The sequence below is a fragment of the Clostridium aminobutyricum genome (assembly GCF_017255415.1).
Taxonomy (GTDB): domain Bacteria; phylum Bacillota; class Clostridia; order Peptostreptococcales; family Anaerovoracaceae; genus Aminipila; species Aminipila aminobutyrica.
Map to the genome: position 1 here is coordinate 163,294 of NZ_JAFJZZ010000004.1, position 12,385 is coordinate 175,678.

Consider the following 12,385-nt stretch of genomic DNA (forward strand, 5'->3'; position numbering starts at 1 on the left):
CTACACTTCCTATTTTCAATGGACATGCTGTTTCTATTTGTCTTTCTTCAGTATAAGAAACTGCCTCAGATCGCTTCAAATTGCTTCATTCAATAACTGTCTTTTCAGAAAATTTTTAATATGGGAAGTGATTTATATGCTTTAGATAGGCTTTATTCGATCACCTTTTTTTATTTTCCGGCATAGAATATTACAGAGACGGGAGGTGATATTATGTGTTGCCAATCTCGCAGATGTTGTTGTCATCGATGCTGCTGCTCTTGCTGTTCTTGTTTCTGCTGTATTTGCCGTTGTTTCTGCTGCAGGCCTCGATGCAGATAAATAAATAATAACGCCCATCGAATCGATGGGCTTTTTTGTTATATTTTTACCAGGGATACACATACTAAGGCCGAGGTGATATATATGTTGATTGATTTTGATAACGTAAATTTATCGAGCTACTACTATAAAAATCCTGACTTAAGAGTCTATTATCTATCCTTAGCGGAGCCTATTCGAAATAGGTTGGACGAGTCAGGTGTTGAAATTTCCACTTTGGGCGAATTAAAACTGTCGGTTGATCGTATCATAAATGGGTAAACAAATCGTTTACCCATCTTATTTTATAGGCTTTCGCTCGTTGAGCTCGCATAGCGTGTGAAAAATCACCACCACCCGTTAGACGGGTGATGGTGATTTTTTTATTTCATATATTGGGGTATTCATATTGATTATTAAGAATTTAGTGCTCTAACAAATGAAGTCCTCTCATATTACTGTTTTTTAAATATTTTAAAACCCCTGCTGATACAGCATCCATATCTTCACTTGCTGAAATAAAAACAGTAAGCCTGTAATCTTTGCATACATTCGAAATGAATTGGATAAATGCATTGACAATTTGAACACTTGGTATTTCCATGAGGCCTTCCGTTTCCCTATCCGATAGAATGTTCGGCTGAATGTATCCCAAGGCACGAAACATATATTCATTTAGCTGAATTCCACACGCTATTTGTTTCTGCTCAAAAATCTTTCCTAAAACATCGGCCATCCAAAAATACGGAACATCTTTGATACAGAGCGTCTGTATCTGTATATTTCTCAAGCCTTCCGTTTCGAGATCCAGATCTTCCCTTTCTTTCAATTTTTCAAACTTTTTACGTAATTTTTCAGAGGGTTGGATACCAAGTCTACTGGCCAGCCTGTCACGGAATGAGTTATAAAATACAATTCCTGAAGCACGATTTCCAATGTTCAAATACAGCGTCATTATTTTTGCGGCTACTTCCTCATCGTAGGGCTCAATATCCAAAATTTCTTTCAGGATATTCAAACATTCTTCCGTATTGGCCTCCACTTCATATAGTTCTTCCAACCTCTTTAAAATTTGTACCCTAAAATTTTCAAACCGTGTTCGCTCAAATATAATGATTTCATTAAAATCATCACAATTGTTATAGTAACAGCCTTCTAAAAACTCTCCCACAAACAATTTCTTCAGCTTCAGTAAATTTTCTATAGACTCAGCTTGTTGAGGTTTAAAATTCATAATATCCAGAATATCACACCTAAAATCATAATTCATATTAATTCCGCAATGGTCTTTGTCTATAAAAAGAAACTCTTCCCCATTCTCACCGGTTCCAATATTTTTCTTGATTAACCACAGATTATATCTCAAGTTGTTTTTTGCAGCCTCTTCACTGCTGTCTGGCCAAAGATAATCCAAAATCCTTTCCCGGCTCAAATATTTGTTACGGTTTAGTACAAGTAAGCATATCAAAGCTGTGGTTTTGTTTCTAAAACTCTCCACCACACTTTTGCCCTTATATTCTACCCTTGTCTTTCCTAAAAAATATAGATTCAGCATCATCGCAACTTTCCTATTCTGTTTTTAGCCCAGCGCATTGTAAAGAATATCTCCGGATTTGATCGTGGCTATTACTTTGACCTGGTCCAAAAGCTCATGCGGGGTCGACAAAATATCACGATCCAGTACGACGATATCTGCCGTTTTCCCAGCTTCCAACGTTCCTTTTTGCTGTTCTTCAAAAATGGCATACGCAGCTTTGCTCGTATACAGTTCTAATGCTTCATACACAGTGATCCGGTGCTGTTTCACTGGGTGATTCACCGCCGCCGCGATACCAATCATCGGATTATATTCGGTAATATCGCTGTCCGAGCCCCCAACGAGACAAACCCCTTGATCGATAATTTCTCTAAACATATTGGTTCTTATAAATTTGTCACCCAAACGCTTCGAATACATTTTGTCTGGGCCTCCCCAATAGGTTTCATAGGTTGGGTTCATAGAAAAAATGATTCCCATTTTTTTTGCTTGTTGAATATGTTCAGTACTCGCAAGCTCTACATGCTCAAGCCGATGACGAAGTCCCGTCACGCCTGTCTGATACAATGCATATTCATGCGCTTTTAATGCTGCTCCGATTGCCCGGTCGCCAATCGTATACAGAGACAATTGAAGGTTGTTTTTATAGCACTCCATGACAAATTCATTTAATTCTGCCTGCGTATAGCGCAGGCTCCCCATTCTTCCCGGACAATCGGCGTATTCAAAGGAAAGTGCTGCGGTTCTCGCCCCCATGGTTCCGTCTACATAAAAGCTTCCTCCAATGCGGTTCAAATTCATGCGTTTCATCTTCTCTACATCCAAGGATTGATAGAAAAGCGCCATATCAACAGGAAATTCACTGCTGCATTCAAAAATAAAGTCCGCATCTTTATCACTGTACATATAGCCGCCTTCCATTGCATTGACGGTAGTAATTCCGGTTGCAAGAAGTTCCGGAATAATATCCAATACCGCTTCTTTTCGAACTTTATCCGGTATCCCATCTAATATATTCGTTCGCAAAACAGCATTTGCCTTTCCTCGAAAGATACCCGTAGCAACATCCTGACTATCTTTATCTACACCTTCCATGTTAAATGGAACTTTGTAATACAATAATCCATAGGTATTTAGCATGCTTACCTGATAATCCAAACAATTAATCCAAACCGGAACATCACTGCAATACCGATCTAATATCAATCGATCGGGGAATTTCTTTTCTTTTAGTTGTTCCACTTGCAATCGAATGCCGATTATACTCTGGCCTGGTTTTTCCTGAGCCGCCCGTTGTATTTGGAGACCTATCTCCTCAAAACTATAACCTTTGCTTAAATTAAGACTCCTTGCATTTAAGGCTGTCTGTACCACATGGAAATGGCTGTCGATGAATCCCGGAAGCACGGTGTTTCCTCCGGCATCAATGACAACGGTGTTTTCATTCACAAATTGGGATTCCGCTGCATGGTAACCCAAAGCAAGGATTTTCCCGTTATGAATAGTAACCCAATCTGCCGTTTTCCCATCTTTCATCGTTAAACATTTTGCATTTTTTATTAATATGTCTGCAGCCATTCCTTTTCCTCCAGCCATCTCCGACCTAATTATATAACATTAAATTTTAAAATACTCTTTTCCCTGCGATATACGTTTGCCGTACCTTTATATCTTTAAGGCTCATTTCATCCATGGCAAAAGGATCTCTATCCAATACAACCAAATCAGCAAACTTGCCTACTTCTAAGGTTCCTAGATATTTCTGCTGCCCTGTCGCATAATGAACATTTTTGGTAAAGAGTTCAATTGCTTCATATACCGTTAATTTTTCGTGAGGTCCATAGCCGCCTGCCGGCTGGCCGTTCTTATCACAACGGGCGACGGCAGAAAAGATTCCTGCTATGGGATCATAGGATTCCACCGGACAATCGGAGCCTCCGGTCTGAATAAGACCTTCATCTTTTAAGGTCTTCCATGCATACGCACCTTTTGCACGCTCCTTGCCGATACGATCCTCTATCCATCGGGCATCCGTACCTAAAAATACCGGTTGTATATCGAGCACCAGCGGGAGCTTTTTCATACGTTCAATCAGTTCTTCATTCACCATCTGTACATGAATGATTCTAAAAGGCAGACGCTGACTTTGCTCTTCTTCCGTCATTCCTTTTTCACGAGTAGTTCTTAACGTTTCTTCGATGGCGGTAAGAGTAATATCCAGTGCACGATCACCGATTGCATGAATGGCTGATTGCAACCCCTTTTCATATGCTTGAAGTACTTTTAAATTTAATTCTTCTTGCGAACAAATGACAAATCCTTTATTCTTAGGATCGTCATGGTAAGGTTCGTGCAACGCCGCTGATCGGGAGCCAAGGGACCCATCCGTAAATAATTTGTAGCCCCCAAACTGCACCAATCGATGAGGGTCTCGCTCCTGATCCTTCGTTAATTTTTCCGAAGAAAACAGCTCATCTAAGTATACCGTTACTCGAACAGGCATCTTTCCTTCTTTGTCCAGTTCACGGTAAGTATTTATGTCTTCATTATAACGCCAAATTTTTGCGGCATAGGTATGAATCGTTGTAATCCCTTTTGAGGACATATCTTCCAGAACCTCCAACAGGATCTTCCTCTTTTCCGTTTCATCTAAGAGCGGGTCCGGTATGATTTCATCGAATACCTTCGTACTCTGTTCTCTCAAAATTCCGTTGGGCATGCCGTCTTCATCAAATTCCACAATGCCTCCCGGGCCGCCGTCATAGCCCTGCCCTACTCCTGCCAGTTGCAAGGCCATCGAATTTGCCACAATGGTATGTAAACAACATCTTCTGATAACAATCGGATGCAGCGTGCTGATTTGATCTAAATCCTTCTTCGTCGGAAACCGATTCTCCTTAAACTTTGTCTGATCAAAATTGACTCCTTTAATCCAATTCCTCGGCAGGGTTTTTTCCGCCTTTTCTTTTATCAGAGAGAGCATCTCATCCATGCTCTTGGCCTGCTCCAAATTAACCGAGGTTTGATTCTGACAGTAGGCGTACAGATGCATATGGGAATCTGCCATTCCCGGTATGACCACCTGCCCTGCTAAATCAACTGTCTCCGCACTTTTATAGAAATCCGCGTCTTGATTGCATCCGGCAAAAACAATTTTACCATCCTTTATTCCTAATGCCTCAACTGCTTTTCCCTCTTCCTCCATAGTATATAATATTCCGTTTTTAAATAATAGATCAAGTTCCATTTCTATCACCCATTTCCCCTTATGCTTCTGCCTTCATCTCGGTTTCCTCTGTTTCTGCTTTTTCCGCCGGTGAATCCTCTTTCCATACGAATATGCCGGTAATAGCATAAAATGCTGCAATGATTGGAACAGACCAACACAATACCGTATATGGCGCATATTTAAGAGGACTAACACCCAGCACGCCCGAAAAATAGACTGCTCCGAGAGACCAAGGCAGCATTGGATCGATACAAATGCCGGAATGTTCTAATGTTCTGGATGCTACGATCCTTTTGATTTTTAGTTTGTCATAGCCTGCCACAAACATTCTGCCCGGAATCAGAATACAGACATATGGACTGGCAGTCGCTGCAACAGTCGCAATTCCGGCTACCATTTGAGTTAATATCAAGTTTCTTGCATTGCTTGTAATCGCACTTGCACTGAACAGCAGGGTATCCAGTACGCCGGTTTTTTCCAGAATTCCACCATAAGAAAGACCCAGATAACCAATGGATACGGTCCACATCATGGACTGCAAACCACCTCTGTTCAGCAACTTATCCACGTCTATATTTCCAGTATCTATTACATAGCCATAGTTCATATAAGACATCATCTCGAGAAGGCTATAGCCCTGAAAGATAATAGCGATGATCATACCTGCCATTGCACTAATGACAATAGTTGCAAGGGCATTGAATTTTCTCAGTGCCAATACCACCACTAGAATCATGGGAATCAAACTAATAATGGTATAGACCGGTGTTACATTAAAATGGCTGCTTAATGTCTGTAATAAAGTATCCACTTGATTACTGTCCATTTGTCCTTTGGAATACTTCATTCCCAGAAAAACGGCTGCCACCAAAGCGAGTATGTAACCGGGGATAGTAGCGGTTGCTACACTTTTAATATGAGAGAAAATATTTACTTCACAGCTGGCTGCCGACAGATTAACCGTATCTGAAATCGGAGAAAGCTTATCTCCGAAGATAGCACCTGAAATAATTGCACCTGCTGTCATCGCAGGGTCAACGCCAAGTCCCCCGCCAATGCCCATAAGAGCTACACCAAAAGTTGCGGCTGTCCCCCAGGATGTTCCTGTTGCAAGACAGGATAAGGAACACACCAAAATAGTTGTCAGTAAAAATACAGATGGTGATATAATCTGTACTCCGTAGTAAATGAGCGATGGGATGGTTCCCGCTGCAATCCACGCCGGAATCATTACACCGATAAACATGAGTATCATCATGGATATGGTTGCGATCTTTGTTCCATGAATGACTCCCTCCTCTATAAGACTTAACGGAGTTTTGTTAAAGATGCCGAGCATCACTACAGCAAATACTGTTGCAAAAATCAAGGTCATATGTACATCAGGTGTTCCTACAATGACCAGCTGCAAGATAAAACTTCCAAATAAGAATAATACAATTGCGAGGGATACTCCCAGCGATGGCTTTTTTAAGTTTTCATCCATTTTTATTTCCTCCTTCAAAAATGATTTTTATAACTTAACTATACATAAGCGGTGTTTCCCTACCTGTGATTTTTGCTTCCATAAAAAAATATTTCATGTTTATATTTTTATTTTTCAGATTATTCTGCAACGATTTTGCAACAGTTCTGTTATTTTTTCCCAATCTTTGCTCTCTTTCTTTTCTATTGTCTCGTGTCTCTGTTGCATATTCAAGTCCAGAATAAAAAAAGTCGTTGGAAGAGCCATTCCGCCAATATCACAGAAGCGATATTTCTTACATGATAAAGAGAGCGGGCTCAACAAGTTAAAGTATATAAGAGCATACTTTAACTTGTTGAGCCCGCTCGAGTAGACATAGTGCCTATGTATAAAAGGAGTTCTTATGTTAAGCTGTATTAAGCTAATTCCTGCCAGTTGGCCGGATATACAAAATAAGCATATCTGGTATTGGTAGGCGTGCTGAAATGAATGTGGCTGCCTTTTGGAATCAATATGATATCTCCTTTATTTCCGCGGATGACATTTCCGCCGTCAATTTTGATATCCAGTGTGCCATCGATAACATAGTCAAATTCGTCATAGGTAAGTGTCCATTCAAAATCCGCTCCATCCACTAATTCCATAATACCTGCACCCATTCTCGGTGCTTCTTCTAACGTAACAATATCTTTTAACTTTACATCATTTCGGCCTTCAAAAGCTTCCGTCTTTACCGTATCACCGCGTACGACCAGAATACCGCTTGCTTTATCCGTTTCTTTTACGAAGTCTTCACCGGCTTGTGCTTTTGCCTGAACCAGCAATTCTTTTACGATGGCTTTTATTAAGTCTTCACTAATATTCATAATCTTCTCCTATCTTTCGTTATGCTTTATTCTTCCTCTTCACCGGTTGATTCAATTTTGCTTAGAAGCTTAGGTGCCAGCATATTGGCTAAGATCAATGCCGTAATACCCGCAACCAGTTTGCCTACAACCACCGGGAAAATCATCTCCGGATTATTTCCTGCTGTAAATCCAAGGTGATCTCCGAATACAAATGCGGCGGATACCGCAAACGCTACGTTCAGTAATTTTGCTTTTGGATTCATGTCACCCATGATATTAAACATGGCAATGTTGTTGGCCAATGTAGCCACCATACCAGCCGAGCCCGTATCGTTCATCCCAAGGAGCCCGCCAACCTTTTCCAAAGTGCCTCCAAAGGTCTTTGTAATCCATTTCACCATTGGGAAAGCACCGACTAATACACAAGCAATCTGACCGCATACCAGCAAGCCGGACTCTAACCCGTTTACTCCGCCATTCTTAGCCGGGTCTACCATGATATCAAATAATGGAAGCATAATACCTGTCTCATACTCAAATATTGCAATTGCTGTAAAAACTGTAATGATAACCGTAACCGCAGTACCAAAGCGGTTAAAACCATTAATCATACTGGCCGGTTTAAACCAAAGGCCGAGTACGATCAAACCAGCTACAATAATAACCGGAATTAAATTTACTAAAATAGTAAATAAACTGATTTTATATGTAGTCATATTCATGACAAGACCACCGGCGATGCATCCGATCGGAATCGTGATAAGACCTGCCAGAATACCGGCGGCCAAATAAGGCCGATCCTTCTTTTTAATAATGGATAGGGCTACCGGAATAGTAAATACAATTGTAGGCCCCATCATGGAACCTAAGATCAGTCCTGAAAAATTTCCGAGGGTATCGTTGGCTGCAAGCTGCATAGCCAGTGGGTACCCTCCCATATCGCAGGCCAGTAAAGTGGTAGCGAACATCGAAGGATCCGCACCGACCAACGTGTAGATCGGTGAAATAATCGGCTTCAATAAAATTGATAATACCGGAGCAGCCGCAACAACACCGGCCATTGCAATAGCTAAAGGTCCCATGGCAAGAAATCCTTCATCAAACTGTTCACCATAGCCCAGTTTATTGCCTCGAATTTTATCAATCGCACCGACCAGCATAAAAATGGTCATAATCGTTATGATAACTGAATTTACTGTTAGATTTCCGATGTACGCCTGCAAACTTTCCGTTAATACAGATACATCGAACGCATTTATTAATTCATCAAACATATCTTCCCTCCTTCATTTTATTTCCCGTATTGCTGTAAGTCGCTTGTCACAGCAAGCTTTCCAATAATTTTGGAGATGGCCTTGGTATAACCGTGCTTCCTACCATCAGTTCGGTTGCCTTTTCGGCTGCCGTAACAGCAGCACGCACAGCACCTACATCACCAGTCAGTGTGACCACACCTTTTCCTCCGATTGCCCAACCCATACGAACTTCAATTAATGCAATATTGGCCGCTTTAGCCGCTACATCGGCAGCAGTAATTGCCGATGCGACGGAAAAAAACTCTAATACACCAACGGCACCTAACGTTTCAACAGAATTGGACATATAGATTGCCGGAATTACTTGATCGTTAATATTGGGAATCATCAGCGTATCCACCGCATGCGGTCCGCTTCTTTTCATTCCGTCTTTCATGGATGCATCAACCGAACCGGTCTCCCCTCCGATTATGATGATATATTTCCCCGGGCACACCGTAGTGGCACGTAACACATCTACCTGTGCAGCTTTCATCATATAATCAGCCACTTCAATTCCTTGAGCAATGCTATTCAATTCAATCATACCTACTGCATTTGCCATAGTGCCTACTCCTTCTCTTTGTCGATGACAATCCGTTCACCATCTATGAAGGTTACTTTGCCGTTTATGCTGGCATGTAACGAAGCAGACAGTGAATCTTCTTTTGCCCTTACGATTACCTCTCCTTTTTGAACCCTGTTTCCTACAGACACACAGGGAACCCCCGGTGCGCCGATATGTTGTTTGATTAAGAGTGAAACACGGTCCGGTACAAAAGTCCGGCACTCGCCCGCATGGACATGATAATAGTTCATTAGATCCAATCTAGCCACTAACCGTTCCGTAGGGATCCTCCTATAGGGCAGATCTGCCGAGGCTTTCGGATTCTTGTTGCGCTCCGCTTTTAATCCACGCGCCGCTAATTGCTTTTTAATAAAAATATTTACTTTACGAGGGGAGAGACTCATAGGGCAAGCGAACATCTCACAAATTCCGCAGTCACAGCAGTTAGCCGCCTCTCCAAATATCTTCTCATATTCATCGTTGCTTTTTATTAACTTTTCTCTGTATAGATTCCTCATAACCATGTTCGGGCGAATTTTATGTCCTATTAAATATCTGGGACACATGTCCGTACACATTTTACATTGAATGCAAGCACTTCTGGTCTGTGCGACGATGGAAGCGAACGAAAGTTCCTCGCATCTTACTAAATAATGATTTTGGGGCAGAACAATGATATTGCCCGTCGTTTTAGTAACCGTTAATTCCTGAATAGCATTGCCTCTGTACACCTTCCCCATCATAGGTCCCCCCACAATGATGTCATATTCGTCAAGGCGAGGACAGGCTTGACGGATACAATCCTGCAACGCCGTTCCAATAGGCACATGCAGCATGACCGGAGCAGCAACCTCACCCACTACGGATAAGTATTTGTCCGTTACCGGATTTCCCTGCAACGCCTGATATACATTTAGCATCGTACCTACATTGCTGACTACCGCTCCTACGTCCAAAGGCAGTCCTCTTTCCGGCACGCTGCACCCTGTCACCAGCTGCACTAAGGTTTGCTCATCACCGGCAGGATAAAAAGACTTCATTTTGAATAGTTGAAAGGAAGAATTCGTTTCAACGATAGCTTGCTGCAATGCTTCTATTTCTTTTTGGTATTTGCTCTTCAGTGCGATGACCTTGCGTTCTGCCCCTATATGTACCGCTGCGGCTTCTGCTGCCTTCAAAATCTCATTCGGAAAAGTTCTCATCAAATATTTATCGGTTTCGATTAAAGGTTCACATTCCGCTGCGTTTATTATAAATACCTGCGCTTTTGCAGAAAGCTTTACATGCGTAGGAAATCCTGCGCCGCCGGCACCGACTATTCCGGCATTTTTTATTGCCTCTATTAAGTTCATATGCTCACCTCGTCACATACCTTTTACAGCACATTCTCGTTTATTTCCTTATCATCCACGATTCCTACAATAGTGGCATCTACCGGTATTGCCGTATCTCCGACTGCGCTGCGTGCTGAACTTCCTGAGACGAACAAAACAGTTTCTCCAACTCCTGCGCCGATGATATCGGCTGCAACAATCGGCGTATGGTAATTTTCTTCATGTAAAAGGTCAATGGGCAAAAGAATCATAAGCTTTAGCCCTGCTAAGCTTTCATCCTTCCTCGTTGCCCAAATATTTCCTATAACCTTTGCCACTTTCATATACTCTACCCTCTCTTTTACACAACACTGCGCCTTCTGTGCCGGAATTTCTTATCAGCCGATTGTAAACGAAATGCCTCTTTGTTCTGCATATTCACGAGCTAAATCCGTAATAATTGTTTTTTGAGCGATGCAAATTTGCGTTGCATGCTGTTCATAAGCAGTTCGGATATCTCTCTCCGTAATAATCCTCTTTTCAAATTTTACTGAACCACCTGATTTGTTTTCACAAACCTCGGCTACTTCTTTCGCAGGCTCTCCCGTGCAGCTTTTCTTTTCCGGAACACCTTCATTTCCGAGTAGGATGCTTTCTAGTTGATCTGCATTGCAGAACTGAATCCCTATATTCTTCAGGAATTCTATCTTTTGCATCATCCGGCCATAATAGAGCTTCGGAGCGGTTTCCCTATACTGAAAAAGTTCCATTTCTTCATTCGGCACAATCAGTTGTTTTCCCAGTAGAATTGCTTTCATTACCGCTTGTGTAAAAGGCGTATCGCCGATACCTTCTGCGATTTTTCCTAATGAAGTATTACTGAAGCTTCCGAGCACAATCCTATCAAATTGCTGCGAGTCACATTGATATTCTTCGTTTAACGCACAAATAATCTCAAATTTATGTTTGAGAGATTCCTTCTCCAACAGTTCATGGCAGGCTGTGCCATGGTCCTCTGTAAGGATCAGAATCTTGGGTTTTGGGCACAATTCGACGCTGCTCGGTGCTTCAATTTGTAAACTTTCTTCCAGCTCCGCAATTCTTTCTGCAACTTTTACCGCAATTTGCTCCACTAATTCTTTGAATTCCATAGATTTCCTCCTTTCTGATTGGTTTCCCCATTCATGGTGATACCTTCAGGACTGCTAAAAATGAGTGACAATCCGTCCTAAAGTAAACCCTTCACAACCCGCTGCATTTGCTTCATCTGTATCAATATGAACTTTACAGCTCGATGCTTCATCCACACGGATGATTACATCCTTTAGTAACACCGGGCGTTCTGTGAGGACTTCTAATGCGACCCTCTGACGATCTCTTAAACGGAGTTTCTGGGCCATTTCCGGAGTCATATGAATATGTGCTTTTGCAACAATAGCCCCTTCCGATAAGGCCACCGCACCATTGGGGCCTTTCAATATAACCGAGCCGGAGCCTTCTAGCTCTCCCGATAAGCGAATCGGGGCAGACAGTCCTAAGCTCATACAATCACTTCTGGACAATTCCACCTGAGTCCGGTTTCTGACAGGACCCAAAACAGAGACTTTCTTCTCTCCTTTAGGCCCTATTACCGTAACCTTTTCCTCCGATAAATACTGTCCCGGCTGTGACAAAGCTCTTTTCGGAGTTAGTTGATGCCCCTTTCCGAACAGCTGCTCTAAATCCGTTTGACTCAGATGAACATGTCTGGCAGAAGTTTCAACCTGCAATACTCCATTTGCTTGGATGGCCTCTTTCAATGCCTGAATCAGCTTCTCCATATTGTTTGTT

12 protein-coding genes are annotated in these 12,385 nt (G+C 42.0%); 1 reads left to right on the forward strand and 11 read right to left on the reverse strand.

Annotation, left to right across the window (positions count from 1 at the left end; genetic code table 11):
* The first annotated feature begins 405 nt into the window (after positions 1 to 405).
* A complete protein-coding gene (locus tag JYB65_RS10540) occupies positions 406 to 582 on the forward strand; it encodes a hypothetical protein (RefSeq protein ID WP_206582637.1) in 177 nt (58 codons plus the stop codon).
* Between the two features lie 142 nt (positions 583 to 724).
* Here the strand turns inward: JYB65_RS10540 and JYB65_RS10545 are convergent, their stop codons facing one another.
* The 11 genes from JYB65_RS10545 to pduL all read right to left on the reverse strand — a co-directional run bounded on the left by JYB65_RS10545 (position 725) and on the right by pduL (position 12,375).
* Entirely contained in the window at positions 725 to 1,858 is a 1,134-nt protein-coding gene (locus tag JYB65_RS10545) for an AfsR/SARP family transcriptional regulator (RefSeq protein WP_206582638.1), read from the reverse strand.
* Between the two features lie 21 nt (positions 1,859 to 1,879).
* On the reverse strand, positions 1,880 to 3,415 hold the full coding sequence (locus JYB65_RS10550) for an amidohydrolase (protein ID WP_206582639.1): 1,536 nt from the start codon (positions 3,413 to 3,415) through the stop codon (positions 1,880 to 1,882).
* A 46-nt stretch (positions 3,416 to 3,461) separates the two neighbouring features.
* Entirely contained in the window at positions 3,462 to 5,084 is a 1,623-nt protein-coding gene (locus JYB65_RS10555) for an amidohydrolase (protein WP_206582715.1), read from the reverse strand.
* A 19-nt stretch (positions 5,085 to 5,103) separates the two neighbouring features.
* Positions 5,104 to 6,552, reverse strand: coding sequence for a Na+/H+ antiporter NhaC (gene nhaC, locus JYB65_RS10560; protein WP_206582640.1), 1,449 nt, complete (start codon positions 6,550 to 6,552; stop codon positions 5,104 to 5,106).
* Between the two features lie 395 nt (positions 6,553 to 6,947).
* On the reverse strand, positions 6,948 to 7,397 hold the full coding sequence (locus tag JYB65_RS10565) for a cupin domain-containing protein (RefSeq protein WP_206582641.1): 450 nt from the start codon (positions 7,395 to 7,397) through the stop codon (positions 6,948 to 6,950).
* Positions 7,398 to 7,423: 26 nt separating this feature from the next.
* Positions 7,424 to 8,653: an ethanolamine utilization protein EutH gene (locus JYB65_RS10570; RefSeq protein WP_206582642.1), complete on the reverse strand. Its 1,230-nt coding sequence runs from the start codon at positions 8,651 to 8,653 to the stop codon at positions 7,424 to 7,426.
* A 46-nt stretch (positions 8,654 to 8,699) separates the two neighbouring features.
* Positions 8,700 to 9,239, reverse strand: a complete 540-nt coding sequence (locus tag JYB65_RS10575; protein WP_206582643.1) for a BMC domain-containing protein — start codon at positions 9,237 to 9,239, stop codon at positions 8,700 to 8,702.
* A gap of 5 nt (positions 9,240 to 9,244) precedes the next feature.
* On the reverse strand, positions 9,245 to 10,594 hold the full coding sequence (locus tag JYB65_RS10580) for a 4Fe-4S dicluster domain-containing protein (protein WP_206582644.1): 1,350 nt from the start codon (positions 10,592 to 10,594) through the stop codon (positions 9,245 to 9,247).
* 23 nt (positions 10,595 to 10,617) lie between these two features.
* A complete protein-coding gene (locus tag JYB65_RS10585) occupies positions 10,618 to 10,899 on the reverse strand; it encodes a EutN/CcmL family microcompartment protein (protein ID WP_206582645.1) in 282 nt (93 codons plus the stop codon).
* Positions 10,900 to 10,953: 54 nt separating this feature from the next.
* Positions 10,954 to 11,706, reverse strand: coding sequence for a hypothetical protein (locus JYB65_RS10590; RefSeq protein ID WP_206582646.1), 753 nt, complete (start codon positions 11,704 to 11,706; stop codon positions 10,954 to 10,956).
* Positions 11,707 to 11,760: 54 nt separating this feature from the next.
* Positions 11,761 to 12,375, reverse strand: coding sequence for a phosphate propanoyltransferase (pduL, locus tag JYB65_RS10595; protein ID WP_206582647.1), 615 nt, complete (start codon positions 12,373 to 12,375; stop codon positions 11,761 to 11,763).
* Positions 12,376 to 12,385 lie beyond the last annotated feature (10 nt).